The sequence below is a fragment of the Gordonia paraffinivorans genome (assembly GCF_900683595.1).
GTDB lineage: Bacteria > Actinomycetota > Actinomycetes > Mycobacteriales > Mycobacteriaceae > Gordonia > Gordonia paraffinivorans.
In genome coordinates this window covers 1,245,734-1,272,679 of sequence record NZ_CAACYD010000007.1, presented here as the reverse complement: position 1 = coordinate 1,272,679, position 26,946 = coordinate 1,245,734, and the positions used below count along the sequence as shown (strand labels likewise).

The 26,946-nt window shown below is 69.1% G+C and carries 24 protein-coding genes; 14 read left to right on the top strand and 10 right to left on the bottom strand.

Going from position 1 to position 26,946, the window contains the following annotated elements:
* Positions 1-44: 44 nt before the first annotated feature.
* Genes E1P53_RS18825 through E1P53_RS18815 form a run of 3 tightly spaced genes read right to left on the bottom strand, consistent with a single transcriptional unit; the run spans position 45 to position 3,366 of the window.
* On the bottom strand, positions 45-1,016 hold the full coding sequence (locus tag E1P53_RS18825; RefSeq protein WP_109237085.1) for a choline kinase family protein: 972 nt from the start codon (positions 1,014-1,016) through the stop codon (positions 45-47).
* A complete protein-coding gene (locus E1P53_RS18820; protein ID WP_131735165.1) occupies positions 1,013-1,933 on the bottom strand; it encodes a phosphotransferase in 921 nt (306 codons plus the stop codon). Before E1P53_RS18820 ends, E1P53_RS18825 begins: the two co-directional genes overlap by 4 nt.
* Positions 1,933-3,366 carry an amidase family protein gene (locus E1P53_RS18815; RefSeq protein WP_131735164.1) on the bottom strand — a complete coding sequence of 478 codons (1,434 nt, stop codon included), beginning with the start codon at positions 3,364-3,366 and terminating at the stop codon, positions 1,933-1,935. Before E1P53_RS18815 ends, E1P53_RS18820 begins: the two co-directional genes overlap by 1 nt.
* A gap of 182 nt (positions 3,367-3,548) precedes the next feature.
* Here E1P53_RS18815 and E1P53_RS18810 point away from each other — a divergent pair, with 182 nt between their 5' ends.
* From E1P53_RS18810 to solA, 7 genes are all read left to right on the top strand, one after another.
* Complete coding sequence (locus E1P53_RS18810; RefSeq protein WP_131735163.1) at positions 3,549-4,394, top strand: GntR family transcriptional regulator; 846 nt, start codon at positions 3,549-3,551, stop codon at positions 4,392-4,394.
* A 206-nt stretch (positions 4,395-4,600) separates the two neighbouring features.
* The gene (locus E1P53_RS18805; RefSeq protein WP_131735162.1) at positions 4,601-4,846 is read left to right on the top strand and encodes a hypothetical protein; all 246 of its coding nucleotides are present in this window, start codon (positions 4,601-4,603) and stop codon (positions 4,844-4,846) included.
* A complete protein-coding gene (locus E1P53_RS18800; RefSeq protein WP_131735161.1) occupies positions 4,846-6,435 on the top strand; it encodes a sodium:solute symporter family protein in 1,590 nt (529 codons plus the stop codon). Before E1P53_RS18805 ends, E1P53_RS18800 begins: the two co-directional genes overlap by 1 nt.
* A 218-nt stretch (positions 6,436-6,653) precedes the next feature.
* On the top strand, positions 6,654-8,111 hold the full coding sequence (locus E1P53_RS18795) for an amidase (RefSeq protein ID WP_131735160.1): 1,458 nt from the start codon (positions 6,654-6,656) through the stop codon (positions 8,109-8,111).
* Complete coding sequence (locus tag E1P53_RS18790; protein WP_131735159.1) at positions 8,108-8,884, top strand: SDR family NAD(P)-dependent oxidoreductase; 777 nt, start codon at positions 8,108-8,110, stop codon at positions 8,882-8,884. The genes E1P53_RS18795 and E1P53_RS18790 overlap by 4 nt, the downstream gene beginning before the upstream one ends.
* Positions 8,885-8,922: 38 nt before the next feature.
* Positions 8,923-10,077, top strand: coding sequence for a tyramine oxidase subunit B (locus tag E1P53_RS18785; RefSeq protein WP_006357661.1), 1,155 nt, complete (start codon positions 8,923-8,925; stop codon positions 10,075-10,077).
* Positions 10,074-11,243, top strand: a complete 1,170-nt coding sequence (solA, locus tag E1P53_RS18780) for an N-methyl-L-tryptophan oxidase (RefSeq protein ID WP_131735158.1) — start codon at positions 10,074-10,076, stop codon at positions 11,241-11,243. Before E1P53_RS18785 ends, solA begins: the two co-directional genes overlap by 4 nt.
* A 115-nt stretch (positions 11,244-11,358) precedes the next feature.
* Here solA and E1P53_RS18775 read toward each other — a convergent pair whose 3' ends face one another.
* Complete coding sequence (locus tag E1P53_RS18775; protein WP_131735157.1) at positions 11,359-12,288, bottom strand: LLM class F420-dependent oxidoreductase; 930 nt, start codon at positions 12,286-12,288, stop codon at positions 11,359-11,361.
* Positions 12,289-12,453: 165 nt separating this feature from the next.
* Between E1P53_RS18775 and E1P53_RS18770 the strand changes: the two genes are divergently transcribed.
* Positions 12,454-12,867, top strand: a complete 414-nt coding sequence (locus E1P53_RS18770) for a hypothetical protein (protein ID WP_006902190.1) — start codon at positions 12,454-12,456, stop codon at positions 12,865-12,867.
* Positions 12,868-13,035: 168 nt separating this feature from the next.
* Here the strand turns inward: E1P53_RS18770 and E1P53_RS18765 are convergent, their stop codons facing one another.
* Positions 13,036-13,539, bottom strand: a complete 504-nt coding sequence (locus E1P53_RS18765) for a mycothiol transferase (RefSeq protein WP_131735156.1) — start codon at positions 13,537-13,539, stop codon at positions 13,036-13,038.
* A 68-nt stretch (positions 13,540-13,607) separates the two neighbouring features.
* Here E1P53_RS18765 and E1P53_RS18760 point away from each other — a divergent pair, with 68 nt between their 5' ends.
* The 5 genes from E1P53_RS18760 to E1P53_RS18740 all read left to right on the top strand — a co-directional run bounded on the left by E1P53_RS18760 (position 13,608) and on the right by E1P53_RS18740 (position 19,318).
* Positions 13,608-15,089, top strand: coding sequence for an LLM class flavin-dependent oxidoreductase (locus E1P53_RS18760; protein WP_371831010.1), 1,482 nt, complete (start codon positions 13,608-13,610; stop codon positions 15,087-15,089).
* Positions 15,090-15,102: 13 nt separating this feature from the next.
* Positions 15,103-16,170 carry a methionine ABC transporter ATP-binding protein gene (locus E1P53_RS18755; protein ID WP_131735155.1) on the top strand — a complete coding sequence of 356 codons (1,068 nt, stop codon included), beginning with the start codon at positions 15,103-15,105 and terminating at the stop codon, positions 16,168-16,170.
* Positions 16,167-16,877: a methionine ABC transporter permease gene (locus E1P53_RS18750; RefSeq protein WP_006902186.1), complete on the top strand. Its 711-nt coding sequence runs from the start codon at positions 16,167-16,169 to the stop codon at positions 16,875-16,877. Before E1P53_RS18755 ends, E1P53_RS18750 begins: the two co-directional genes overlap by 4 nt.
* 74 nt (positions 16,878-16,951) lie before the next feature.
* Entirely contained in the window at positions 16,952-17,878 is a 927-nt protein-coding gene (locus E1P53_RS18745) for a MetQ/NlpA family ABC transporter substrate-binding protein (protein ID WP_131735154.1), read from the top strand.
* A gap of 111 nt (positions 17,879-17,989) precedes the next feature.
* Positions 17,990-19,318, top strand: a complete 1,329-nt coding sequence (locus tag E1P53_RS18740; RefSeq protein WP_006902184.1) for a YibE/F family protein — start codon at positions 17,990-17,992, stop codon at positions 19,316-19,318.
* A 14-nt stretch (positions 19,319-19,332) separates the two neighbouring features.
* Here E1P53_RS18740 and E1P53_RS18735 read toward each other — a convergent pair whose 3' ends face one another.
* The 3 genes from E1P53_RS18735 to E1P53_RS18725 all read right to left on the bottom strand — a co-directional run bounded on the left by E1P53_RS18735 (position 19,333) and on the right by E1P53_RS18725 (position 23,012).
* Complete coding sequence (locus E1P53_RS18735) at positions 19,333-20,178, bottom strand: serine hydrolase (RefSeq protein WP_131735383.1); 846 nt, start codon at positions 20,176-20,178, stop codon at positions 19,333-19,335.
* 285 nt (positions 20,179-20,463) lie between these two features.
* Positions 20,464-21,351, bottom strand: coding sequence for a serine hydrolase (locus E1P53_RS18730; RefSeq protein ID WP_131735153.1), 888 nt, complete (start codon positions 21,349-21,351; stop codon positions 20,464-20,466).
* A gap of 98 nt (positions 21,352-21,449) precedes the next feature.
* Positions 21,450-23,012, bottom strand: coding sequence for a serine/threonine-protein kinase (locus tag E1P53_RS18725; RefSeq protein WP_131735152.1), 1,563 nt, complete (start codon positions 23,010-23,012; stop codon positions 21,450-21,452).
* Between the two features lie 167 nt (positions 23,013-23,179).
* Here E1P53_RS18725 and E1P53_RS18720 point away from each other — a divergent pair, with 167 nt between their 5' ends.
* Positions 23,180-24,475 carry a TerD family protein gene (locus E1P53_RS18720; protein WP_006900515.1) on the top strand — a complete coding sequence of 432 codons (1,296 nt, stop codon included), beginning with the start codon at positions 23,180-23,182 and terminating at the stop codon, positions 24,473-24,475.
* 115 nt (positions 24,476-24,590) lie between these two features.
* Here the strand turns inward: E1P53_RS18720 and E1P53_RS18715 are convergent, their stop codons facing one another.
* Both E1P53_RS18715 and sfnG read right to left on the bottom strand, forming a co-directional pair.
* On the bottom strand, positions 24,591-25,832 hold the full coding sequence (locus E1P53_RS18715) for an SfnB family sulfur acquisition oxidoreductase (protein WP_006900514.1): 1,242 nt from the start codon (positions 25,830-25,832) through the stop codon (positions 24,591-24,593).
* Entirely contained in the window at positions 25,829-26,941 is a 1,113-nt protein-coding gene (gene sfnG / locus E1P53_RS18710; protein ID WP_006900513.1) for a dimethylsulfone monooxygenase SfnG, read from the bottom strand. The genes E1P53_RS18715 and sfnG overlap by 4 nt, the downstream gene beginning before the upstream one ends.
* Positions 26,942-26,946 lie beyond the last annotated feature (5 nt).

Sequence of the window (26,946 nt, the reverse complement as noted above, 5' to 3'; positions counted from 1 at the left end):
CCTCCGCATGGGACGGCGGTCTGCCGGGTGAGACGACGAGGGCGTCAGATGCTGCCGATCCAGGAACCCCAGCGCTGGTCCGAGGTCCGCGAGAGCGCGCGGCGCAGTTTCCACACGCCGTACTTGTGGTAGTCGTAGTCCCATCCGTCGTTGAGCTGTGCGTAGACGATGGCCCACAGCCCCCACTTGACGTCGGCGAGGAACCCGCACACCTGCACCCGCGCGAAGAGTTCGGGCGTGTACGTGCCGTAGAACTCCTCGACGCATTCGGCGGTCCGGACGTCGTCGTAGAAGAACTCGGTGGTCATCACGGCGAGCTCGTAGGCGCGTTCGTTGTTCGACGAGAACTCGAAGTCGATCAGTCGCATCGGCTTGCCCTCGGCGATGAGGAAGTTGCCGGGCATCGGGTCGTTGTGACACGGCACCAGGTCGATCCCGCCGGCCAGCAACGCATCACGCGCGGTGCGGTACTCGAGCTCGAGCTGCGGCCAGAACCGCGGGAGCCGGATGCCGAGTTCCACCGCCTGGTCGTGGTGCTCGGCGATCATGTCGAAGATCGTCTTGGTGCACGGCAGCGGGTCGATGCCGTGGAAGGCCCGGTAGAGGCGGATGATCTCGCCGGCGATCTCCGGGCGCTTCATGTCGCCGTTCGTGCAGGCGCGGTAGTCCTCGAGGAACTCGATGATCTCGATGCCGGTCGACGAGTCGAAATGCGCGATCTTCGGGCTGATCCCGAGAGCGCTGGCCTGTGCGGCCGCGTGATGGGCGTTGTCCCGGTCGATGAACGCCTCCGACCCCGCACCCGGGATCTTGAGGAAGTACGGGGACTGCTCCCCCTCCACGTCGAGACGCCAGTTCTCGTTCTGCAGGCCGCCGTGCACCGGCTGGTACCGGATCGCCCGGCCGGCCCACTGCGCGACGGCGTCCAGTGCAGATTCCACGGCGCGTTCGGTGGCGGTGCGGGCCCCGCCGCGCAGCACGCCGACCGCGTTCAGTTCGCCGGACAGGGTCGTCATCGGTCGATCCTCCTCAACAGTTCGCCGGATCGGGTGCCCGACAATGCCAATCGTGCTCGTAGGAGCTGCCAGTCGCCGAACTTCGAGTACTCGTAGGAGCCCGGGTCGAGCGCGTCGACCAGGATTCCCAGCAGGCCCTGCCGCACGTGGTCGGCATAGCCGTAGAACAGGCTTCGGGCCAGCAGCGCCTCGTCGACGCTCCCGTGGGCGACCTCGAAGAGCTCCCGTGCGTGGGTCTCGTCCTCGGCGAGTTCGACGAGCGCGACGCCGAGGTCCTGGAACGGGTCCATCACCGCGGCGAGGTCCCAGTCGAGCAGCAGCAACGAGGCGTCGTCGCGGGCGACCATCACGTTCGACAGGTTCCCGTCGCCATGACGGAACTCCCGGTCGAAACCGGCTGCCGCGATGCGCTTCTCGGCGTCGTCGAGGACTCTCAGGAAGAAGGGCAGCTCGGCAGGGACGGCGGCCCCCGCGTCCTGCAGGCGCGCCGAGAGTTCGCGGATGTCGTCGAAGACCGTCGCATACCGCGCCTCGTTCGGAGTCAGTTCGCCCACACGCGAACGGATCTCGAAGTACCGGCGCACGAAGTCCGCGGAGTTTCCGTCGGCCAGGGTGGCCGTGCGGTGCGTCTCGGTCAGATCGGCCAGCACGACCTCACCGGCGTCGACGTCCCACGACACGACCGCCGGGCCGATGCCGGCGGCTCCCGCCGCCTCGGTCGCGGCGACGGCCGCGGACACGTTCACATACGACCTCGCCGCGCCGGTGTAGCACCGGACGTGGACCGCGACGTCGTCGAGCCGGCCACGCAGCCGCACCGTGTCGGCGCCCCACCAGCTGGGGCTGGCCATGGTCGGGGTCCCGTCCATCCGATCGGCGAGGACCCGCCCGCCGGAGAGTTCGAGTGTCGTCGTCATCACGCCTCCTTCCACACATCGGCCGGTGTCGTCCGCGGCACCAGCGGCCAGTCGGGTTCGGTGCCCCGACGTTCCTCGAGCCACCCGGCCAGCGCGAGCAGGCGCCGGTCGGCGTAGCGCGGGCCGGCGAGCTGGATCGCCACGGGGTGGCCGCCGTCCTCGCCGAACGGCATCGAGACCGCCGGCTGCCCGGTCTGGTTGAACCAGGCGGTGAAGCTGCAGTGCTCCAGCGGCCGGTCCTGGTTCATGCCGAGGTGCTCGGCCGGGAACGCCGCCGAGGGCAACACCGGCGACAGCACGACGTCGACGTCGCGCTGCATCGCCGCGAAGGCCATCTGATCGGCGGTCACCCGGCCCAGCGCGCGCTCGTAGTCGGTGGCGCTGAGCGGACCGGCCGCCTCGATCCACCGCACGAGTCCGGGCAGGACCTCGCCGCCGCGGTCGCCGTGGGATTCGAGTTCCGCGCGGGCGCGCACCACGTACAGGGTGTCCAGCGCGTCGTAGACGCCCGGAGCGAAAGGCGCGGGCAGATCGACGATCTCGCAGCCGCCCGCGGCCAGCACGTCGGCCGCCGCACGCAGCGTGCGCAGGGTCGCCGCGTCCGCCGGGAATCCGTATCCCATGTCCGACAGGACGCCGACCCGCAGCCCCTTGACGTCGTCCAGCGGGAGGATCGGGTCCGCACAGTCGGCCTCGTCGGCCAGGGCCAGGGAGTCGCGGGCATCGAACCGCCCGACGACGCGGAACAGTTCGGCGACGTCGGCGACCGTTCGGCCCATCGGGCCCGCGCTGCGGACGGTGCTCGGCACCAGGTGCGGAACACGGCCCTGGGTGGGCTTGATGGCGACGATGCCGCAATGGGCGGCGGGCAGGCGGACCGAGCCGGCGATGTCGGTGCCGATCGCGCCCCAGGTGAGACCCGCGGCGAGCGACGCCCCGGCACCCGAACTCGAACCGCCGGGAGTGACCGACAGATCCCACGGATTCCGCACGATGCCGTAAAGCGAGGAGACGCCGGAGGCGAGCATGCCGAAGTCGGGCATCGTGGTCTTGCCCACGATCACCGCGCCGGCCTCGCGCAGGCGTGCCGACGGCGGGGCGTCGACCTCGGCGTTCGCCAGGCCGTCGTTGGGCTTGGTGCCGTGGCGCCACGGGAGTCCGACCGCGTTCACGCTGTCCTTGACCGTGACCGGCACGCCGTCCAGCGGGCCGAGCTGACGGCCCTCCTCCCACCGGCGGGTGGCCGCGGCCGCGCTCTCGCGTGCCGCGTCGACGTCGGTGGCGGCGATCGCGTTGATGGAGGGCTGGACCTTTTCCATGTGCGCGATGGTCAGTTCCAACGCTTCGGTCGGTGTGGTGCTCCCATCGGCGAATCCGGCCCGGAGCTGCTCGATTGTCGATCCCAGAACGGGAACCTGCGTCTGCTGAGGCATGGGTAAAGGTTGCATCGGAACCATTTCTGGTCCCTGGCCCGAATGTAAATTCTGCATTTCCCGAGTTCGCACACCGCGAGATTCGGTGCAACTCTTGTGAAGACACGCCGTTCGCACTGCTCACGAGTGAGCCCGGCCGGCGCGAGACAACCATTTCCCTGATCCAAAGAGCACGGTGAGCAGTGACCTACGAAGAGACCTTTGCCACCATTACCCGCCTCGCCGACGACCTGGCACGCCGCGGGTTCACCAAGCTGCCCGCCGAGCGTGAACTCGCCGAGCGCCTGAACGTGTCGCGGTCGTCCATACGCCGCGCCCTGGCCGAACTCGAGGAGAAAGGCGTCGTCCACCGCAAGCGCGGCCGCACCGGCGGCGCCTATCTCACCGCGGCGGAATCAGCGCCCGACACCACCTTCTCCGACGAGGTCGACCCGGCCGAGGGCCGCCGCGTCGAACGCCCGCTCGGGACCGTCGTCGGCGTGCCGCAGATGCTCCGCTCGCAGGGGTTCGAATCGGGAACGCGCCTGCTCTCGGCCTCCTATGAACACCCCACCGCAGAGGAACGCGAGTACTTCGGCCTCGGCCCGGACGATCTCATCGCGGCGATCGTGCGGATCCGCTTCGCCGACGGGGACTCGTTGTCCCTCGAGTCGTTCCGGGTGTCGGCGACGCGTTTCCCGCAGTTGCTGGAACGCTCGCTGATCGGCTCGCTCTACGAACTGCTGGTCGAGCACTACGGCGTGCGCCCCGCCACCGCCGACGAGCAGATCCGCGTCGTCTCCGCATCCCCGCGGGTCGCCGCGGCGCTCGCCGTCGAGGTCGGCACCCCGTTGCTGAAGGTCAACCGCAACAGCTACGACGGGTTCGGCGCGCCGGTGGAGATGTCCGTCGACTACTTCCGCGCCGACCGGACCGTCCTGCACGTGCCGGCGCAGCCCGGCAACGGCCAGGAGCCCGGCGCCCACCGGCTGCAGCACCGGCTGGATACTGCGGCCTACGCGCAACGCGGGATCGCGGCCGACGCGTAACAGGCCCGTTACGACCCGAAACGTGACCAGTAATGGTCCACTCGCATGCTTTGGTTGCACACACCGACGGCGGTACGTAGACCTTCCTGACCGCGTATCACGTTCGGAACGAACACCTTTGGTGCATCAACCAATCTCCCATTCATCGCCGCGCCCGACCCGGGTCTGCCGCCGTGCGAATGGTCGCAAGGAAAGGAGCCGAATCCTTGACTCAGTTCATAAAGAGCCTGGATCGCAAGGTAATCAACACCACATTCGGCGTCGTCTACGGATTCGCACTGTTGATGGCGCTGTTCCCGCCGCTGTACCTGAGCTCCAGCGGGGTCAAGAGCCCGGTGATCTTCGGCATCCCGTGGGCGGTCATGTACTGGATCATCAACGCCGCTCTCGTCGGTGTCAGCCTGACCGCGCTGTACATCGTCGAGAACATCCGTGGAGAGGGTGACGACTGATGGCGATCATGCTCGGAATGCTGCTCGCGTTCTACGCGATCGTGGTGGGAATCCTCTACGCCACCAAGCAGAAATCTGATCCGACCTTCGAGGAGTACTCGGTCGGCGGCCGTTCGTACGGCACCTGGTTCGTGGCCATGTCCTACGTGAACTCGTGGTGGCCCGGCTCGACCTTCATCGCGTTCTTCGGCCTCGCCGCCGGCGCCGGCGTGTTCGGCATGTACGCCCTGGCGTACTCGACCCTCGGCGTCGCGTTCATGTACCTCATGGCGACCAGGGCGTGGCGCTGGGGCAAGGTCTACGACCTGCGCACCCAGCCCGATCTGATGCGTGTGCGCTACCGCTCCGACGCGGTGCGCGTCATCGCCAGCGCCATCGGCGTGATCTCGCTGTTCCCGTGGGTCGTCCTGGGCATGCAGGCCCTCGGCACTCTCTTCGAGATCGCCAGCGACGGCGCCTGGTCGGTCATCGCGTCCCTGTGTGTGGGTCTCGCGGTCATCCTCATCCGCCAGTTCTGGACGGTGCAGATGGGCATGCGCGGCCTGATCATGACCGACATGTTCCAGGGCTTCGTCGCCTACATCGTGGCGGGCATCATCGGCGTCATCATGCTGACCGGCGCCATGGGCAGCCCCATCAGCTGGGGCGACCTGCAGGCGATCGGCGACAAGTTCCTGGTGCTCCCGGGCGGCGGCGACAACTACGGACCGTGGTACATCTTCGCGCTCGTCTTCACCGGCGTCATCGGTTCGCTGAGCTGGCCCACCAGCTTCCAGCGCATCTACACCGCCTCGAGCGTGCGCACGGTCAAGAAGGGCACGCTCGCAACGATTCTCATCTCGGCGACCTTCTACACCATCCTGATGCTGGTCGGCCTCGCCGCCGTCAACATCCCCGAGGTCATGGAGAACCCGCAGGGCGCCTGGTTCACCCTGCTGGACCAGTGGGGCGGCACGTGGATGCTGGGGCTCGCGGTGGTCATCGTCTTCGCCGCGCAGATGGGTCACACCGACGCCAGCGTCCAGGTGGCCGGCCTGCAGGTCTCCAACGACATCGTCGCCACCCTGGTCCGGCGTCCGCTGTCCGACCACCAGCTGACCGTGATCGCCAAGGCGAGCATGGTGGTCTACATGCTCCTGGCCGGCGTCATCGCCTTCGCGACGTTCAACTTCGACCGTCTCCAACTGCTCGCCCAGATCTCCTACCAGGGCATCATCCAGTTGTCGGTGCCGCTGTTCCTGGGCATCTTCTGGAAGGGCGGCAACAAGTACGGCGCCATCTGGGGCATGGTCAGCGGCTTCGTCATCGCCGCGGCGCTGACCGGCGTCTACAACGACGACATCCGCGCCCTGGGCAGCCTGACCTCGGGCATCGTCGGCCTCGCCGTCAACCTCGCGGTCTTCTTGATCGTCTCAGCGGTCACCGGTCACTCCGAGGAGGACCGCGCACACGTCGAGGAGATGTTCGCGGCAGCCAAGGGCGAGTCCGCCCTCGCCGCACTGCGGGCCAGCCGGACCGACGACATCGAGGTCGTCGCCACCGGCGACGGGGTGAGCACCGCCGCAAGTGCTCAGTCCCCGGCCGAGTAGGAGACACCGACCTCCTCGTCTCCTGCTCGACACGACAAGTGGGCACGACCGTTCCGGTCGTGCCCACTTTCGTTGTGTTGCAGACCATTCCATTCCGTAACCTGCGCGTTACGACGGTATCGGGGACCAGTAATGGTTTCGACGGACATTTGTTGGGCGCCGAAAAACACTCGCGCCGAACCATTCCCACCTCCCCCTCACCCAATTCAGGAGTAGTCATGGACGCCGACCAGTACGCATGGATGTCCGCGACCGAGATCGCGGCCAAGATCGCCGCCGGCGAGCTCACCGCGCTCGAGGTCGCCGAGGCCGCCTGTGCGCGGATCGAGGCGATCAACCCGCTGATCAACGCCTACGTCCACTACGACCGGGAACAGGTCCTGGCCGACGCCCGGGAACTCGACGCCAAGCAGGCCGCCGGCGAGCCGCTCGGACCGCTCCACGGCGTGCCGTTCGCGATCAAGTGCCTCACCGAGGTCGCCGGCCTGCCCAACACGCATTCGATGACGCCGTTCGCCGACGAGATCGGCAAGGAGGACGCCGTCGTCGTCGCGCGACTCAAGGCCGCGGGCGGCCTGTTCACCGGCCTGACCAACGCGCCCGAGGGCGGTTACTACGGCGGCACCGACAGCCACCTCTACGGCCCCACCCACAATCCGTTCAAGCACGGTCACACCGCGGGCGGCTCGTCCGGGGGCTCGGCGGCCGCGGTCGCCGCGGGCCTGGTGCCGATCGCCGAGGGCGCCGACGGCGCCGGCTCGGTCCGCATCCCGTCGGCGATGTGCGGGGTCGTGGGCCTCAAGCCCTCGCTCGGGCGCATCCCGCATGCCCTGCTGCAGACCAAGTTCGAGACCTGGGTCTTCCACGGCCCCATCACCCGCACCGTCGAGGACGCCGCGCTCATGTTCGACGTCATGACCGGATTCGATCCGAGCGATCCGATGAGCCTGCCCCGCGAGGTCGAGTCGTACGCCGCCGAACTCGACGAGATCGGGGGCGAGAAGCCGCTGTCCGGCCTGCGGGTCGCGTACTCCCCGGACCTCAACGTCGGCCACGTCGACCCGGAGGTCGCCGCGATCTGCCGCGAGGCGGTCACCGCATTCGAGACGCTGGGCGCCACGGTCACCGAGGCCACCCCCAACTGGGGCAATCCGGAACAGGCCATGTGGGAGGGAATCTGGGTGCCCGGCTTCGCCGCCGACAACGACCTGTTCCCGGACTGGAAGGAGCTGAGCGGTCAACTCGACGACCAGCTGATCGAGATCCACGAGCTGTCCAAGACCCTCACCGCCGAGGAGGTCGGCCGCGCCCAGGCCTTCCGCTCGCGGATGTACGACACCTTCACCGAGTTCATGGAGCACTACGACCTGCTCGTCTCGCCGACGCTGGCGTCAGCGGCCTTCCCGCTCGACCAGTTCGCCCCGGAGTGGCTGGCCGACGAGCCGCTGCAGACCCAGCTCCTGGGCTGGCTGCTGACCTACCCGTACAACATGCTCACCTCGCCGGCCATCACCGTCCCCGCCGGCTTCACCGAGGACGGACGCCCGGTCGGCCTGCAGATCGCGGCCCGCCACCGCGCGGATGCCGACGTCCTGGCGGCGGCCAAGGCCTTCTCCACCGTCCGGCCGTGGGCGGACCGCTACGAGTCCAACGTCATCGAAGGAGAGTCCAAGTGATCGACCTGACCGGCAAGACCGCCGTCGTCACCGGCGGTTCGCGCGGCATCGGACGCGCCAGCGCGCTGCGCCTCGCCGAGGCCGGCGCCTCGGTGATCATCTGCGACCGTTCCGATTTCAAGGCCGGCGACGAGTCCTGTTCGGCCGAGATCCGCCGCGCGGGCGGCACCGGGGAGTCGCGTGAGCTCGACGTCGCCGATTCCGCCGCGGTGGACCGGGTGTTCGGCGAGATCGCCGCCGAGCACGGCATCGACATCCTGGTCAACAACGCCGGCGTCCTCTTCGCCGGGAGCGCCACGGAGACCACCGACGAGGTGTGGCGGCAGCAGTTCGCGGTGAACGTCGACGGGACGTTCTTCTGCACCCGGGCGGCGTTGCGGGCCATGCTCGACGCCGGCAACGGCGGCAAGATCGTCAACGTCGCCTCGATCAGCGGGCTGCGCGCCAACCCCGGCTTCGCCGCGTACTGCGCCAGCAAGGCGGCGATGGTGAACTTCACCCGCCAGGCCGGGATCGATTACGCCGCAGACGGAATCAACGTCAACGGCGTCGCTCCGGGCTTCGTCGAGACCGACATGACCTCCCTCTACTCCCCGGAGATCCGCGCCGCGCTCGAGGGGCAGACGCCCAATGGCAGGTGGGCGACCTCGGAGCAGATCGCCGACTCGGTGCTGTTCCTCGCCTCGCCGCTGTCCGACCACATCTGCGGCGAGATCCTCACCGTCGACGGCGGCTGGATGGTCGGCACCCCGGTGGTCGTCCAGTCCGCCTGACCCACACCACACACCACGACACGCGAAGGGATCACCCGATGACCGAGACCACGGTCGAGACCACCACCACCGACACCGCCATCGACTTCCTCTACCTCTCCGAGCCCGACATGGTGGCCGCCGGCGTCACCGACATGGCCGCCTGTGTGGACACCATGGAGGAGATGTTCGCCCTCCTCGGCCGCGGCGACTACCGCATGGCCGGCAAGAACAGCGACTCCCACGGATCGATGATCTCCTTCCCGGAGGAGCCCGAGTTCCCGGGCATGCCCCGCCACACCGAGGACCGCCGCTTCATGGCCATGCCCGCCTACCTGGGCGGGGCCTTCCACTCCGCGGGCGTCAAGTGGTACGGATCGAACATCGAGAACAAGCTCTCCGGCCTCCCCCGCTCGATCCACCTGTTCGTCCTCAACGACGTGGAGACCGGCGCCCCGCGTGCGGTGATGTCGGCCAACCTGCTGTCGGCCATGCGCACCGGCGCGATCCCCGGTGTCGGAGCCCGCCTCTTCGCCCCCGAGGACTCCAAGGTCGTCGGCATCGTCGGCCCGGGCGTGATGGCGCGCACCGCGCTGCAGTCGTTCGTCGTCGCCCGGCCGGGGATCGAACTGGTGAAGGTCAAGGGCCGCAGCGAGCGCGGACTCAACATCTTCCGCGAATGGATGGAGCGCGAATTCCCGCAGATCCGTGTGGAATTCGTCGACACCAACGAGGCCGCGGTGCGCGACTCCGACATCGTGACCTACTGCACCACCAGTGGCGGGTCGCCGGAGAACTACCCCGTTCTCAAGCGCGAATGGGTCAAGCCCGGCGCCTACCTCGCCATGCCGTCGTCGGTCAGCCTCGACGACGACCTGATCTCCGACGACGTGCGCCTCGTCGTCGACAACCTCGGGCTCTACGAGGCCTGGGCCGACGAGTTCCCCTACCCCACCTACGCCTCGATCCCGATCGTGGGCTGCTTCTTCACCGACCGCGTGCACGAGGGCAAGCTCGCCGAGGAACGCATCGAGGACATCGGCCGCATCCTCGCCTCGGGCGGCACCGAGCGCGACCCCGATCAGATCGTCATCTTCTCCATCGGCGGCATGCCGGTCGAGGACGTCGCGTGGGCGACCCGCGTGTACGAGCGTGCCCGCACCCTCGGTATCGGCACCTCGCTGAACCTCTGGAACACCCCGGTGCTGGCATGACCTCGGCATCGACCCCCGAAGAACTCGTCGACGTCGCCGTCATCGGCGCCGGCAGCGTCGGCGCGATGGCCCTGTGGCACCTGTCGAAGGTGCCCGGGCTGTCGGTCCTCGGCATCGAACAGTACGGCCGCGCACACGGACTCGGTTCCTTCGCCGGCGAGTCCCGGTTGTTCCGGATGGCCTACAAGGAGGGCGGACTCTACCTCCCGCTGCTGACCGACGCCCGTCGCCAGTGGCTCGAGCTCGAACAGGAGGCCAGCACCGAGATCCTGCTGCAGGTCGGTGCGTTGAGCATCGGCACCGAGACGCAGCCGGAGATGGTCGCGACCAGGGAGACGATCGACAACTTCGGACTCCCCCACCGATACCTCGACACCGAAGAACTGCGAAAGGAGTACCCGCAGCATGACGTCCACGACTCGGACGTGGGCATCCTCGATCCCCAGGGCGCAGGGCTGCGTCCCGAGGTCGCGGTGTGCAGCGCACTGCGGCTCGCCGAGGCCAACGGCGTCCGCATGCGTTACCGCTGTGCGGTCGAGGCGGTCGAACCCGGTGACAACCGCGTCACCATCCGCACGGCCCAGGGCGTCGTGCGGGCCCGGACCGCCATCGTGACGACCGGGTCGTGGGCGACGGAGCTGTTGCCCGGCGTCCGCGACCTGGTCCACGTGCAGCGCCTCGCGCTCTCGTGGTTCATGCCCGCCGACATCGGCCGGTACCTCCCCGAGCGGTTCCCGGTGTTCATGCGCGACATCGACGACGTGCACTTCTTCGGTGCGCCGTCGCTCGACGGATACAGCGTCAAGGTCAGCCCCGGCCACCTCGACCTCCCGTCCGCCCCGACGCTCGCCGAACTGCCCGATCTGCCCGACGATTTCGGCGCCCACCTCGCCGCGCAGGTGACCGACTTCTTCCCGGACATGAACCCCGAGCCGGTCCGCCTCACCGCGCACCACGAGATGTACACCGCCGATCGCGTCCCGATCGTCGACCGGGACCCGACGGGCAGCATCGTGGCCGTCGCCGGACTCTCCGGACACGGGTTCAAGCTCGCACCGACGTTCGGCAGGATCGCGCGCGAACTCGCCGTCGACGGCACCAGCACGCTGTGCCCACGCGAGTTCACCCTCGCCGCACACCGGCAACGCGCCGCCGCGCTCGCCTGAGCGTCGACGGCCCCCGTACCCGGCCTCCGCGTCGAGCTGCCTCACGGCCTCGGCGCGGAGGCCGCTCCATTGCGGGACCGGGTCGCCTGCGGGGCCGGTCGGAGGACGGAGCGGCTCAGCGCAGCTGCGGCGCCACCTTCGACGACACCAGTTCCAGGTGGTCGAGGTCTCCGAGGTCGAGCGTCTGCAGGTAGATGCGCTCGATGCCGAGTTCGCGGTAGGTCGCGATCTTGGCGACGACCTCGTCGGGGGTGCCGGCGGCACCGTTCTCCCGCAGCTCCTCCGGCTCGCGGCCGATCGCCTCGGCACGGCGCCGGAACTCGGCTTCGTCACGGCCGCAACACAACACGAGGGCGGCAGAGTACGTCATCGTCTCCGGACGGCGGCCGGCCGCCGCACACGCCGCCTCCACACGGCCCATCAGGTCGCGGGCGGTCTCGACCGGCTGGAACACGATGTTGAACTCGTCGGCGAACCGCGCCGCGATCGCCGGGGTGCGCTTCTTGCCGCTGCCGCCGACGATGATCGGCGGTCGCGGCCTCTGCACGGGCTTCGGCAGTGCCGGGGAGTCACTGAGCTGGAAGTGCCGCCCGTTGTGGTCGAAGGTCTCCCCCTCCGGGGTCCCCCACAGGCCGGTGATGATCTCGAAGGTCTCCTCGAGGCGGTCGAACCGCTCCTTGACCGGCGGGAACGGGATGCCGTAACCACGGTGCTCCGGCTCGTACCAGCCGGCGCCGAGCCCCAGTTCGACACGACCGCCGCTCATCTGGTCGACGTTGGCGACCGCAACGGCGAACGGGCCGGGCAGGCGGAACGTCGCCGACGTCACCAGCGTCCCCAACCGGATCCGGGACGTCTCGCGAGCCAGACCGGCAAGGGTGATCCACGCGTCCGACGGACCGGGCCGCCCGTCGGTGTTCATCCCGCTGAAGTGATCCGAGCGGAAGAAGGCGTCGTATCCGAGATCCTCGGTGGCCTTGGCGACCGCGAGCAACTGGTCGTAGGTCGCGCCTTGCTGGGGTTCGGTGAAGATTCGCAACTGCACGGTTTCAACTTACGCCCGGTGGGAACCCGATATGCGCAAGCCCGGCGGGAGCCCGCCATGGTGCACGCACGGCCCCATCCGACGGGCGAGCCGGAACCGAATGGCTCAGTGCTCGCACACGCGCAGTAGCAGTACTCGACAGCAGTCCTCGACAAAGGAGTCGACATGAAGACAGTTGCACGCACAGCACTCGGTTTCGTCGTCGCGGCGGCGGGCGCCACCGCGGTCTCCCTCGCGGCGGCGCCGTCGGCCGGGGCGGCCCCCACGGTCTGTCCGGCCCTCCCGGGTCAGACCTCGTCGGCGGCATCCTGCAGCGCCGAGTCCGGCCCGACCGGCCTCGCGCTCGCCATCACCGACAACGGCGGCAAGGCCTCCTCCACCGCCGACAACTTCGCCGGTCCCGCCGCCATCGCCCTGGGCCCCGGCGCGACGGTCACGATGACCGGTGACCGTGCCGGACTGGCGATCGGCATCGCCGGCCCCGGCGGTCAGGTGGTCGTCGACGGCAAGAACGGCCCGACATGCAAGGGACCGGCCTTCGCGGGGGACTTCCAGACGCTGAAGGGGTGCATGTCCTAGCCGGCGCCGCCAGACGCGACGGCTTCCCCGCCTCCGGCGGTGAACAACTGCCTCACCCCTGCGGCGGTGAATGACTGCCTCACGCCTCCGGCGTGGGGAACGGGGAGCGGCCGGCCTGGAGTCCAGGGTCGGCCGGCTTCCGGCTTGCCTCGCCGGTGGCCGGACGTCTCAGGCGAACAGACCCCGCAGGTACGCGGCCTGACCGATGTGCTGGGCGTCGTCGTCGATGATGCTGACCAGCCGCACCCCGAGGGTCACCGGCGGGTCCCAGTGGGCGTCGACCACCCGGTCCAGGTCCGAGTCGGACAACGACTCGATGAAGTCCCGGCTGACCGCGTGCGTCGCGTCGTAGTACCCCTGTAACAGAGACACGTCGTCGACGACGACCCGCGCCACGTCCGCCGGGGTGTGCCCGTACCCGGTGTGCTCGGCCGGCAGGTCGAGACCGAACCGCTCGAACCAACCTCCGGAACGCCATACCTCCTCTGTCCCAGCGACATCCGCCACCTGGGCGTCCTGGACACGTGTGAGATGCCAGACAAGCCACGCGATCGTGTTCGCGCCCCGGGCCGGAGCGCGATTCAACTCGTCGGGCCCCAACCCGTCGAGAACTGCGGAAACGTTCTCCGCGATGCGTCCGAGGCCGTCGCTTAACACATCTTTTCCGCGCACGAGTCGAATTTAGCCCGCGATGCGCGCAAAGATGGCGACTCCGCCGATCCGTCTGGATCATTCCTCGGGTGTCTGAACCGAAGCAGCCCGCCGTGACCCCCGACAACGGCACGAGCACCACCCGCAAGATCCGTTTCAACGCCTTCGACATGAATTGCGTTGCGCACCAGTCCCCCGGCCTGTGGCGCCATCCGAAGGACCGGGCCTGGGACTACAACACGATCGACTACTGGGTCGATCTCGCAAGGCTTCTCGAGACCGGCGGCTTCGACGGCCTGTTCATCGCCGACGTGCTCGGTGTCTACGACGTGTACGCCGGCACCGACGAGGCCGCGATCCGCCAGGGCACCCAGATCCCGGTCAACGACCCGATCCTCCTGGTGTCCGCGATGGCCCATGCCACCGAGCATCTCGGCTTCGGCATCACCACCGGCACCGGCTTCGAGCACCCCTTCCCGTTCGCCCGCCGGATGTCGACCCTGGATCACCTCACCGGAGGTCGCATCGGCTGGAACGTCGTCACCGGGTACCTGCCGTCGGCGGCGCGCAACATGGGCGCCGACGACCAGCTCCAGCACGACGACCGCTACGACCAGGCCGACGAGTACCTGACCGTCCTCTACAAGCTGTGGGAGGGCTCGTGGGAACGCGACGCGGTCCTGCGTGACCGCGAGCGCGGCATCTTCACCGACCCCGCCAAGGTGCACCACATCGGCCACCGCGGAAAGCACTACACCGTTCCCGGCGTGCACCTCTGCGAGCCGTCGCCGCAGGGTTCGCCGGTGATCTACCAGGCAGGAGCGTCGCCACGGGGTCGTCGTTTCGCCGCCGAGAACGCCGAGGCGATCTTCGTCGCCGCGCCCACCAAGGCCATCCTGCGCGACGTCGGCGGCAAGATCCGCGAGGAACTGGTGCTGGCCGGCCGCGATCCCTACGACGCCAAGATCTACACGCTGCTGACCATCATCACCGACTCCACCCCGGAGGCCGCACGGGAGAAGGCCGCCGAGTACCAGCGGTACGCCAGTGAAGAGGGTGCGCTCGTGCTGATGTCGGGGTGGATGGGCATCGACCTCGCGGCCTACGACATCGACGAGCCGATCGGCAATGTGGAGAGCAACGCCATCCAGTCCGCCGTCGCCGCGTTCCAGCAGGCGAGCGACTCCGGAGAGGAATGGCGCGTGCGCGAGATCGCGGAATGGGGCGGCATCGGAGGCACCGGACCGGTCCTCATCGGCTCGGGCGACGAGGTCGCGCAGGCCCTGCAGGAGTGGGTCGCCGAGACCGACGTCGACGGCTTCAACCTCGCCTACGCGATCACCCCGGGCACGTTCGAGGACATCGTCACCCATGTGATCCCGGCCCTCGAGCGTCGCGGCCTCTACGACCGCGAGTATGTACCGGGAACGTTGCGCCACAAGCTGTTCGGCCGCGGCGACCTGCTGCCCGACAACCACCGCGGATCGACCTACCGCGTCGGCGGCGTGAACTCGACCATCGACGACTCGATCCGTGAGACCAACCGCCTCATCCTGTCCGGGACGAAGTGACGAGGGTGCCGAGATGATCGAAGTGGTAGAACTCACCAAGGTGTTCGGGGCCGGCACCTCGAAGCCGACCACGGTGCTCGACGAGATCGACTTCACCGTCGACTCGGGCGAGATCTTCGCCGTCGTCGGGCCGTCCGGCGCGGGCAAGAGCACCCTGGCACGATGCCTGAACCTCCTGGAGCGCCCGACGTCGGGCAAGGTCGTCGTCAACGGCGAGGACCTGACCGCCCTCGGCACGTCCGGCCTGCGCGACGCCCGTCGTCGTATCGGGACCGTGTTCCAGTCGTCGAGCCTGCTGGCCCGCCGGACCGCCGCCGAGAACGTCGCCCTGCCGCTGGAATACCTCGGCGCGACGAAGGCGTCCACCAGGGCACGGGTCGCCGATCTGCTCGATCTCGTCGGCCTGGCCGACAAGGCGAACCTGTACCCGCATCAGCTCTCCGGCGGCCAGCGCCAGCGCGTCGGCATCGCCCGCGCGCTCGCCCTCAAGCCGTCGGTGCTGCTGTCCGACGAGGCGACGTCGGGCCTCGACCCGGCCGCCACGGACACGTTCCTGAACCTGCTCACGGAGGTCCGCGACGAACTCGGCCTCGCCGTCGTGTTCATCACCCACGAGATGGACACGATCGTCCGCGTCGCCGACACCGTCGGACGGCTCGACCACGGCCGGATCGTCGAGCACGGACGGCTCGACGACCTGGTGCTCGATCCGGATTCCGTTCTGGGACGGGCACTCCGGCCTCGTGGGCCGGCCGCCCGGGCGGGTGCCGATCAGGCCGCGATCGACGTCGTCTACAACGACACCTCGGTGCCGGCCGACTGGCTCACGCGGCTCGGCGGCCGACTCGGCATCCCGATCTCGGTCCTCGGCGCGAACGTCCAGACCGTCGACGGGATCGCCTTCGGCGACCTCACCGTGTCGGTGCCGGCGGACCACGTGTCGGCGTTCGTCGACGCTGCCGCCGAACTCGGGTTGTCCGCCCGCACCACGCAAACACCCGGCGCGGCAACCGATCCGGCCGATGACCACGACGCCACGACGAACGACATCCTGACGAAGAAGGAGGAGGTGGCGGTATGAGCACGACAAGCCATCTCGCCGCGATCACCGTCCCCGTCGACGAGATCCCCGACCTGCTGCTGCCGGCGTTCGTCGACACCGTGCTCATGGTGAGCATCGTGATGGTGATCGTGCTGGTCGTCGGGGTGCCGCTCGGCGCGCTGGTCCACAACCTCGCCCCGGGCGGGCTCTTCCCCAACCGCGCGCTGCACACGCCGTTGTCCTGGATCATCAGCATCGGGCGATCGTTGCCCTTCCTCGTGCTGATGACCGCCATCATCCCGTTCACTCGTCTCGTGACCGGAACCAACATCGGCATCGCCGCCGCGGTGGTCCCGATGTCCATCGCGGGCATCGCGTTCTTCACCCGCATCGTGGAGAACTCGCTGCGCTCGGTGCCCGCCTCGACCATCGACGTCGCCCGCGCCTCCGGCGGTTCCAACGCCCAGATCATCTGGAAGGCACAGGTTCCCGAGGCGCTGCCGAGCATCGTCGGCGGCCTGACCATCAACACGATCGCGATGATCGAGTACTCGACCATCGCGGGCACCATCGGCGCGGGCGGCCTCGGCTACGTCGCGGTCACCTACGGCTACCAGCGCTTCGACCAGGGCGTCATGATCGCCACGATCATCGTCCTCGTCATCACCGTGGCGCTCATCCAGCTCGCGGGCGACGCACTCGTGCGCAGCCTGAACCCGGTGACCAACAAGCGCGTCAACCACTGACCGCGTCCGGCCGCACCGAACCCTCCCTCGAATCGCCCTCCGCGATCCGCACTTTCACCACGAAAGGTCCATCCATGTCCTCCGACCTCAACACCGGCGCGCCGGAGACGCAGAAGCCCTCTCCCGCATCGGGTTCCGGCATCGAGATCTCCACGCGACGCCGCTGGCCGCTGATCGCCGGCGTTCTCGTCGTGGTCGCCGTCCTGGCCGGCGTGCTCGGCTGGCGCTTTCTCGGCTCCGACTCGACCTCCCCCAACGAGACCCCGGGCGCGACGCTGACCGTCGTCACCGCCGAGGGCAACGCCGCCGAGCAGGCGCTCGTCGAGTTCGTCAGCCGGGAGGTCGCCCCGAAGTACGGCATCAAGGTCGCGTTCAAGGGCCTGTCCGACTCGACGACGCTGAACCGCGCGGTCAGTGACGGCGAGGTCGCCGGCACCATCTACCAGCACAAGCTGTGGCTGTCGCAGGTCCTCGAGGCCAACCCCGACTTCAAGGAGGTCGCCGCGACCCCCGTCTTCCGCTGGGGCTTCGGCATCTGGTCGGACAAGTACGCCAACCCGCAGGACCTGCCGCAGAACGCCAAGGTGTCGCTGTACTCCGATCCCGCCAACGAGGCCCAGGGCCTGTGGCTGCTCGAGCGCGCCGGCCTGATCACCCTCAAGCCGGGCATCGACAAGTGGAAGGCGACCCAGAAGGACATCGCCGAGAACCCGCGCAACCTGCAGTTCGTCCTGCTCGACTTCGCCGCGCAGTCCCGGTCGCTCGCCGACCTCGACGCCACCGTCGGCTACACCGAGTACTACCTGGCGGCGGGTATCCCGATCTCCAAGCAGATCTTCGCGCCGCCGGCCCCGGACGAGTTCGCCGGCCAGCTCACCATCGGCACCGAGTGGGAGAACACCGAGAACATCAAGAACCTCGTGGCCGCCTTCAAGGACCCCGCCGTGCAGGAGTTCCTGGCCACCGATCCGACCGTGAAGGACATCCTGCTGCCGCTGTGATCACGCAGGTGTCGCACTCTGCGACGAATTGTGCCGAGTTCCGGCCGCCACGTCCGTGAGCGCCCGGGTCGCCGTTCCGCGACCCGGGCGCTTGCGCATAGGCTCACCGGCGTGGCGCGCACTCAACATGGTCACCCGCACCTGACCGACATCTCCCACGCCCTGTCCCCGTTCGCCAAGTGGTTCGTCATCGCGACACTGGCGGTCACCGGGGTGGCCGTGGTCATCGGCATGGCCGTGCTCTGGCCGTCGGATGCCGACCATCCGATCCCCACGCAGTTCCGGACCGCCGACGGCGGTCCCATCCAGACCGTCGACGGCGAGATCGTCGACCAGTTCCGGGCGAACTGCCTGAGCTCGGTGGCCGGCAGCGTCCTCGAGACCGCCGACATCCCGGTCAACCCGGTCGCCGACGGCGCCTGCATCTTCAACACGGTGCGCATCGACTCCGGCGAGCACAGCGGCCGGTACACGGTGCTCGAGATCCCGACCGAGCGTGCCCAGTCGGGCACCGCCCCAGGCGCCGATGCCCCGGGGACCAGCGACTCCCCGCAGGCCGGGCAGCCGATCCTGCGCGTCGGCGACGCGATACGCCTCGCCGCGATCCCGAGTCCGAGCGGCGTGAACTACAGCTTCTTCGACTTCCAGCGCGGCACCGCGACGGTGGTGTGGGCGATCCTGTTCGTCGCCGCAATCGTCCTGGTCGCGGCCTGGCGCGGTTTCCGTTCGATCCTCGGCCTGGCCTTCGCCTTCGGCGTGCTGATCGTGTTCACGCTGCCCGCCATCCTCGACGGCGCGTCACCGGTGGCGGTGGCGGTCGTGTCGTCGGCGGTGATCCTGTTCGTCGTGCTCTACCTGGCGCACGGGATCAGCCTGCGCACCTCGTCGGCGCTCCTGGGAACACTGACATCACTGCTGCTGGCCGGGCTCTTGAGCTGGCTGGCGATCAAGACGATGAACCTCACGGGCCTGTCGGGCGACCAGACCACCAATCTGCAGGTCTACCAGGGCAACATCTCGGTGAGCGGCCTCCTGCTGGCCGGATTCATCATCGGCACCCTCGGTGTGCTCAACGACGTCACGATCACCCAGGCGTCGGCGGCCTTCGAGCTCGCCGCCGCCGGCGAACCCTCACGGATCGCGACGTTCCGCGCCGCGATGCGCGTCGGCCGAGACCACATCGCCAGCACCGTCTACACCCTGGTCTTCGCCTACGCCGGCAGCGCCCTGCCGCTGATGCTGCTGTTCTCGGTGGCCCAGCAGCCGCTCGGCGGGCTGCTCACGACCGACGTGGTGGCCGTCGAGCTCGCCCGGTCGTTCGTCGGCGGTATCGCGATCGCGCTGTCGGTGCCCCTGACCACCGCGATCGCGGCCGCGCTGTGCCGCCCGGCGGGGGCACCGCAGGCGCCCGCGGGACGCCACGAGGCGGCCGACGCCTGATCCATCGGAGGCCGTCAGCAGCGGCCCTTCGGCAGGTCGGCGAGATTCTTGCCCAGCCAGTTGCCGACGCGCGTGAGCATCTTGGTGCCGTCGGTGAAGGAACCGCTTCGCGGGATCGCCGCCATCGACACCGCGACCTGACCGTCGGCGGTGGTGATGATCCCCAGCTGTCGCACGAGATGGCCGGACGACTTCGACGTCGCCGGACCCCAGCCGCCCTTGACCGCGGTGACCGCGCCCTTCTCGCGCCCGACCCTGGCGATCCCCCACTGCTGGTTGGGGGCGACCTGACTCATCAGGCGGATGATGTTCTCACTGTCTCGGAAGCAGGGCAGGTGCGCTCCGAAGACGGCCTGATCCCGCAGGGCCCAGGAGGTGTGGCCGGGATACGACGGCGGGTCGTCGATCTCGGAGGAGACGTGAGTCCGGGTGTCGTGGCCCTCGCGCAGCACCGCGGTGACGGCGTCGACCGATGCGCGTCCACCGCCGAGCACACCCCAGAGCTCGCCGGCCGCGTCGTTGTCGGAGAAGGTGATGGCCTTGTCCTCCATCTTCGCGACCTCCGGCCCGCGCTCGCGTTGCGCGGCCAACGAGACCGGCACCTTCATCGTCGACCACGCCCGGCCCGCCTTGAGCGATCCGAAGGAGATCACCTGGTCGCTTCCGATGGGTGCGATCGCGACGCCGACCTGCCCGGGGAGCGACTTCTTCATCGACTTCGCAAGGGCCGCATAGCTCTTCGCGAGCTTTTTCTCCACGGGCTCCGGCGGCGCGAACCAGGTGGCGAACGGCTCGGGCAGCGGCGGCAGCGCGGGAAGGGGCACGGCGTTCGCAGACCCCACGCCGAGCACCACACTCATCGCGAGGGCTCCGACGACGAGGGCAAACCGAGTCACAACTTTCACAATTTTCTCCTGAGTCACTCTAGAAACAGGAGAATACTGTCGGTGTGAGTCGCGGAACCAGTCAGTTGACCCAATCGGTACCTGGCCGCGACCGGCCCGGAGCCTGCCTCAGGTCACGGGCGGCAACCGCCCCCGAATTCCGCCCTCCAGCGGGGCGCCGGCGGCACAGCGCGATCCGCTTCGCCTGAGCGGCGCTTCTCAGGCGCTGTTTTCCGGGACGCGTCTGCGGACCGCCCCCCGTCACGTGCAGTTGCCGCGCGGGAGCTTGGTCATGTTCCGGTTCAACCAGTTGGCGATCGCGTTCAGCGCGGCGATCCCGCCGCTCATCGTTCCCGCCACGGCACTCATGGCGACCGCGGTGCGTCGGCCGTCGCGAAAGGTGAACAGCCCGATCTGGCGCACCAGGTAGCCCGACGACATCCCCGGCCCCCATCCGCCCTTGACCGCAGTGGCCCGCGGCGCGGACATGATCTCCACTCCCCACTGCTGGTTGCCGGCCACCTGCCCCATCAGCGAGAGCACGTTGCCGGCGCCGGACATGCACGGCAGATGCGCGGTGAAGGTTGCGGCATCGGGCAACGACCACACGGTCTGGCCGAAGGTCGTGTAACCCGCCCGACGCTGGGTGGCCGGTACGACCGTCGTCGTGTCGCCACCGTCACGCAACACCTCGGTGACCGCGTCGGCGGCCGCCTGTCCACCTCCCAACGACGACCACAGGGCCTCGGCAGAGGCGTTGTCGGAGTCGACGATCGCCGCGCGCGCCGCCGGACTCGGACCGTTGCGGCGTTCTGCGGCGATCGCCAGCGGCACCTTGATGGTCGACCAGGCGACCTGCGGGGTCTGGTCGCCGAGCGTCAAACCGGGAACGGCATTCCCTCCGACCGGCGCGATCGAGATGCCGACCGTCGATCCCGTTGGCGCGGCGACCTTCTCGAACCCGGCCACCAGAGCGGCGTCGGACGCCGGCGGGACAGCGGACGAACCGGGTGTCGGGGGCTGGGTGGGGCTCGGCGGGGTCGAGGTGACCGTCACCGTCACCGGGGTGATCGGCTTCGGATCGGGTGCGTTCCCACACGCGGATGTGATCGCGGCGAGACCGAGAGCCACCGCGCCGGCCAGTGCCACCCCCGCCCTCGAGCGCGTGAGGAGCGAACCGCCCCGTGCCGGGCCTCGTGATGCCGGTGGTGTCATGTCTCGCGGGTTCGCGTTCGTGGGCTGAGCCATCAGTAGATGTGCACCACCGCATCGTTGCCGCCCCGGCACGTGACGACCGACCCCTCGGGCACACAGGTCATCGCATAGGTCAGGCCGGTCACCGGACTCGCCGCGTAGATGACGCGGGCGGTCCGCGCACCACCGGCGCGGAAGTACTCGTCGCGGACGGCGAAGGCGAACGGGCAGCTCGTGACCGAGGTCCCCACCCCGACCGTGGAGTCGCACGGTGTCGAACCGCTCGGTACGGCGGGCTGCGGCGGAGCGGGTTGCGGATTCTGCGTCTGCGGCGGGACGACGGTCTCGGTGACGGTCGGCGTCGTCGGCTCGGAAGCCGTGTCCGAGGTGTCGTCGCCCGTCCCCGCCAGCAACACGCCCGCGACCACCGCGAGACCGATGAGCGCGACGACGATCAGTCCGATGAGGATCGGGATCGCCGGCGAACGCCGACGCTCGGCCGGAGGGTACGCGGGCGGGTAGGCCGGCGGCGGCGCATAGGCGGCCGGGTACGGCTGGGGCCCGGAGAACTGCTGCCCCGTCGGGTACGGCTGGGAATCGGTGAACCGACATGTGCCGGGGAAATCGTGGGGCTCCGAAACCTGTTGGGCACCTGAATGATTCGCGCCTACGACGGACTCCGGCCCGGTCTGGCGCACCTGGGTCTGATCGTAGGCTGGGTCCGGCGGCGCGATCACGGTCGAGGGCGCCTTGCTCAGGTTCACCGCGGAGTACGACCGCGGTGCCGGCTCCCCGGTCAACGCCGCGCGTGCTGCGCGGGCGAGTTCGGCGGCCGAGGAGAAGCGCTGTGCCGGATCGGCCGCGAGTCCGTGCCGGATGACCTCGTCCATCGCGGCCGGGACGCCGGCGGTGACGGTACTGGGCGCGGGTGGGGGCTCGAACAGGGCGGCCTTGATCGCCGAGCTCACCGTGGTCGCCGGGTGCGGCACGCGGCCGGTGAGGCACTCGAAGAGCACGCAGGCGAGTGCGTAGATGTCGCTCGCCGGGGTCAGCGGCGCGGCGTCGAACAGTTCCGGCGCCATGTACGCGAGCGACCCGACCGCGGTCCCGGTCTGGGTCAGATGCGTGTCCTCGTCGGCGTGGGCCACGCCGAAGTCGACGAGATAGGCGAAGTCGTTGGTGCCGACCAGGATGTTCTCCGGCTTGACGTCGCGATGCACGAGACCCTCGCCGTGCGCGGCGTCGAGCGCTGCGGCGACCTGCTCGATGATCGACACCGAACGCTCGGGGTCGAGCTTGGTCTCGCGGGTCAACAGCGCGCGGAGGTCCTCGCCGTGGACCAACCGCATGTCGATGAACAGGACGCCGTCGATCTCACCCCAGTCGTGGATCGGGATGACGTGTGGTTCGCCGAGGCGCGCCACGGCACGCGACTCCCGGCGGAAACGCTCCTGATAGGTCGAGTCGTCGGCGAGACCCGGGTTCAGCAGCTTGAGCGCGACGGTCCGGTCCTTCACCGTGTCGTACGCACGGTAGACCTCGCCCATGCCGCCGCGGCCCAGCAGTTCGTCGAGACGATAGGGACCGAACTGCGTGCCAACCCGGTTACCAACCATGACGAGCAGCCTATTCGGACATACCGACATCAATCTGTCCGTCGGTCGATCGCAACTCGACGGGTGCCGTCCTGTCGCGGGCCTCGCTAGGCTGACCCCGGGACCGGATGCCGGTCCGCCCGCCCCTCTCGTGCTCACGACCGACCGCAAAGGACTCCTCCGCTCGCATGCCTGCGCTGATCAAGGGCCAGAACGGCCCGCTGTCGACCTCCCAACTCGTCATCTCCGTCGACTTGGCGACCGCAGCCGACCTGTCGGCGCTGCTCGTGACCGACCGCGGCGTCGTCCGCAGCGACGCCGATTTCGTCTTCTACAACCAGCCGACCGGGCCGGGCGTCTCGCTCGAGCAGACCCCCGGCGGCCCGGGACGGCTGCGCATCTCGACCAACAGCCTCCCGGCCGACATCGACTCCGTCCGCGCCGTCATCACCCTCGCGGACCCGGGTTCGACGTTCGGCCGCTTCGCCCCGCCGGTCGCGCGGGTCTCCGACGCCGCCGGCCGAGAGCTCTACGACTACGCCATCACCGGCCTGACGACGGAGTCGGTGGTCATCGCGCTCGAGGTGTACCGGCGAGGTCTCGACTGGAAGGTCCGCGCCGTCGGACAGGGCTACGCGGGCGGCTTCGCCGACCTCGTCCGCGATCACGGCGTGAGCGTCGACGACGAGCCGACCCCACCACCGGCACCCACTCCGGCTGCGACGACACCACCCGCGTACACGCCCCCGCCGGCCACACCACCCGCGTACACGCCGCCGCCGGCCACGCCGCCTGCGTACACGCCGCCGCCCACCCACACACCGCCGCCCACGTACTCCACGCCGCCCGCGCACACCCCGGCCGCCGCTTCGCCGCCTCCCGCGCCGCCGCGGGCCCCGGAGATCAGTCTCAGCAAGGACCGCCCGGTCAGCCTGGTGAAGGGACAGAAGGTCACCCTCCGCAAGGAAGGCGGGGTGAAGCTCACCAACATCAGCATGGGACTCGGGTGGGACCCGGTCCCCCGGCGGTTCGGCCGGTCGAGCAACATCGACCTCGACGCATCGGTGCTGATGTACTCGCGCGGCCAGTGCACGGAGATCGTCTACTACGGACATCTCACGAGCGACGACCGTTCCATCGTCCATTCCGGCGACAACCTCACCGGCGAGGGCGAGGGCGACGACGAGGTGATCCGCGTTGCGCTGCAATCGGTCCCGCCGCACATCGACGCGCTGGTGTTCATCGTGACCTCCTACCGCGGGCAGACCTTCGAGGAGATCGACAACGCGTTCTGCCGCCTCGTCGACGACACGACCGGAGCCGAACTCGCCCGCTACACCCTCAAAGGCGGCATGCCGTTCACGGCGGTCGCGATGGCGGTCATCAGCCGAGACGGCGGCGACTGGCGGTTGCGCGCGATCGGTGACGGTTTCAACGCGAAGACGCCGAAGAAGGCGCTGCCCCACGTCGGCCGCTACCTCTGACACCCCGACAACGACGAATCGCGTTGCGTGAGTGCCCGGTCGGCGGGCACGAACGCAACGCGATCGTCGTGACGGCAGTGTTCAGATGACCCCGTGGTTCAGATGACCCCGTGGTTCAGATGACGCCGTGCAGCGGCGGGTCCTCGCCGCGCAGCAGGCGGCGGCCGATGTGCTGGTACTTCCAGCGGACGGGGTCGTGCAGCGTGTGGGTGCGGGCGTCCCGCCAGAACCGGTCGAGTCCGGATCCGGCTGCCGCAGCACGCGTTCCGCTCACCTCGAACAGCGCCGACGCCACCGGCGTCGACACCCGGTCGGCGACGGCCTTGGCCCGCGCCACGGCGATCGACGCCTCCGCGGCGAGCTCGGGACGCGTACCGGCGGCCACGGCCTCGTCGACGGCCCGGCCGGCCGCGGCGAGCATGGCCTCGGCGGTGGCCACGTCGACGTCGAGTTCGCCGAAGCGCTGGACCACCAGCGGGTCGTCGACCGCGCGCTCGACGCCGGCCTCGAACCACGGGCGCGCCTTGGTGCGCACGAACTCGGCGGCCGCGTTCAGCGCTCCGCGGGCGATGCCCGTGTCGATCGCGACGTGCAGCAGCTGTGCGTACGCACCGTAGGCGGTCGGTGCGGCGGTCGCCGCGGCACGGGCGACCAGATCGTCGGCGCGAACCCCCACGCCGGTGAACCGGACGGTGCCCGAGCCGGTCGTCCGCTGCCCCACCGCGTCCCAGTCGTCGACAATCTCCACGCCTGCGGAGTCAGCCGGGATGAACGCCACGTACTCGCCGGGCGCGAAGTCGCCGACCGCCGCGTCCAGCTTCGCCAGCACCGCGAGGGTGTGCGCGTACGGCGAACCGGTGCAGTAGAACTTCTCACCGTCGAGGCTGAACCGCGTGCCGTCGCCGTCGACCGGGGTCAGCCTCGTCGAGATGTCGGCGATGGTCTTGCCCCCGCGCTCGGACTGCGCGTTGGCGATGCGCCCGCCGGCGAGCACATCGGCGAAGATGCGCTCGGCCAGCTGCTCCGGCGCGGCGAGGCGCACCAGGTTGAGATACACGAAGTGGCTGTGCGGGATCTGCGCGATGCTCGGGTCCGCGGCCGCCAGGATCGACACGACCTCGGCCAGGACACTCGGTGCGACGTCGAGTCCGCCGAACCGGGCGGGCACGGTCAGTGCGAGCAGTCCGGACGCCGAGAGCCGGTCGATCTCCTCGAATGGCAGCCTGCGATCACGATCCCGTTCGGCCGCGCCGGCCGCAAAGGACGCGGCCAGTTCCCGCGCGACGGACAGGGCCTCCTGCGTCGAGGAGATCCGGTCGGCCACGACGGGCCGGGCAGCCTGCCCCACTGCCGTCACGCGACCCCCACGGGAGCCTGCGCGGCCTCGAGCTCGCGGACGAGCGGGAGCACCTTCTCGCCGAAGTACTCGATCTCCTCCTGGAAGTGCAGGAAGCCACCGAGGATGAGGTCGACGCCGAGGCGCTTGTAGGCGACGATGCGCTCGGCGACCTGCTCCGGGGTGCCGATCAGCTGGGTGCGGAAACCGTCGTTGTACTGGACGAGATCCTCGAAGGTCGAGTCCGCCCACATGCCCTTCTTGTCGCCGGTGGCGTTGCCGGCCTGCTGGACGGCGTCCCGGAAGCCCTCCACCGCAGGACGATTGGCCTTCTCGACGATCTCGCGCAGGGTGTCGCGGGCTTCCTTTTCGGTGTCGCGGGCGATGATGAAGCCGTTGAGGCCGAACTTGACCTCGCGGTTGTTCGCGCGGGCCACGTTGCGCAGGTCGTCGATCTGCTCGGTGACGCCGTCGAAGTCCTTGCCGTTGGAGAAGTACCAGTCGGCGTACTTGCCGCCGTTGAGGCGGGCGGCGGTCGAGTTGCCGCCCTGGAACAGCTCGGGGTTCGGACGCTCGGGGGTGTTGAGCGGCTTGGGCTTCAGGGTGAAGTCGTGGATGCGGTAGAAGTCGCCGCGGAACTCCACATCGTCCTCGGTCCACACCTTGCGCATGACCTGCAGGAACTCGGCGCTGCGGCGGTAGCGCTCGTCGTGCTCGAGCCAGGGCTCGCCGAGGTGGGTGAACTCGTCCTTGAACCACCCGGAGACGACGTTGATCGCGAAGCGGCCGTTGGACAGGTGGTCGGCGGTGGCGCCGAACTTGGCCAGCACCACCGGATGCCACAGGCCCGGGTGGACGGCGGCGATGACCTTCAGACGCTGCGTCGCGAGCAGGAGCGCGAGGCTGAAGCTGGTCGACTCGTGCTGGTACTCGGCGCCGTAGCTGGCCTCGTAGCGCACCTGCGACAGCGCGTACTCGAAGCCGTTGTTCTCCGCGGTCTGGGCGAGCTTGACGTTGTAGTCGTAGTCCCAGTTGGTGCGCTGTTCGATGTCACTGGTGACCAGGCCGCCGGAGACGTTGGGCACCCAGTAGGCGAACTTGATCTGGTCCGCGATGGATTCGGTGGACATGGTTT

Excerpts from the sequence above, each read along its gene's own strand:
- E1P53_RS18725 (WP_131735152.1), bottom strand. The coding sequence starts at position 23,012 with ATGGTTGGTAACCGGGTTGGCACGCAGTTCGGTCCCTATCGTCTCGAC.
- E1P53_RS18820 (WP_131735165.1), bottom strand. The coding sequence starts at position 1,933 with ATGACGACGACACTCGAACTCTCCGGCGGGCGGGTCCTCGCCGATCGG.
- E1P53_RS18785 (WP_006357661.1), top strand. The coding sequence starts at position 8,923 with ATGACCGAGACCACGGTCGAGACCACCACCACCGACACCGCCATCGAC.
- E1P53_RS18745 (WP_131735154.1), top strand. The coding sequence starts at position 16,952 with ATGTCCTCCGACCTCAACACCGGCGCGCCGGAGACGCAGAAGCCCTCT.
- E1P53_RS18800 (WP_131735161.1), top strand. The coding sequence starts at position 4,846 with ATGGCGATCATGCTCGGAATGCTGCTCGCGTTCTACGCGATCGTGGTG.
- E1P53_RS18750 (WP_006902186.1), top strand. The coding sequence starts at position 16,167 with ATGAGCACGACAAGCCATCTCGCCGCGATCACCGTCCCCGTCGACGAG.
- E1P53_RS18755 (WP_131735155.1), top strand. The coding sequence starts at position 15,103 with ATGATCGAAGTGGTAGAACTCACCAAGGTGTTCGGGGCCGGCACCTCG.
- E1P53_RS18770 (WP_006902190.1), top strand. The coding sequence starts at position 12,454 with ATGAAGACAGTTGCACGCACAGCACTCGGTTTCGTCGTCGCGGCGGCG.
- E1P53_RS18825 (WP_109237085.1), bottom strand. The coding sequence starts at position 1,016 with ATGACGACCCTGTCCGGCGAACTGAACGCGGTCGGCGTGCTGCGCGGC.
- solA (WP_131735158.1), top strand. The coding sequence starts at position 10,074 with ATGACCTCGGCATCGACCCCCGAAGAACTCGTCGACGTCGCCGTCATC.
- E1P53_RS18815 (WP_131735164.1), bottom strand. The coding sequence starts at position 3,366 with ATGCCTCAGCAGACGCAGGTTCCCGTTCTGGGATCGACAATCGAGCAG.
- E1P53_RS18735 (WP_131735383.1), bottom strand. The coding sequence starts at position 20,178 with ATGAGTGTGGTGCTCGGCGTGGGGTCTGCGAACGCCGTGCCCCTTCCC.
- E1P53_RS18795 (WP_131735160.1), top strand. The coding sequence starts at position 6,654 with ATGGACGCCGACCAGTACGCATGGATGTCCGCGACCGAGATCGCGGCC.
- E1P53_RS18720 (WP_006900515.1), top strand. The coding sequence starts at position 23,180 with ATGCCTGCGCTGATCAAGGGCCAGAACGGCCCGCTGTCGACCTCCCAA.
- sfnG (WP_006900513.1), bottom strand. The coding sequence starts at position 26,941 with ATGTCCACCGAATCCATCGCGGACCAGATCAAGTTCGCCTACTGGGTG.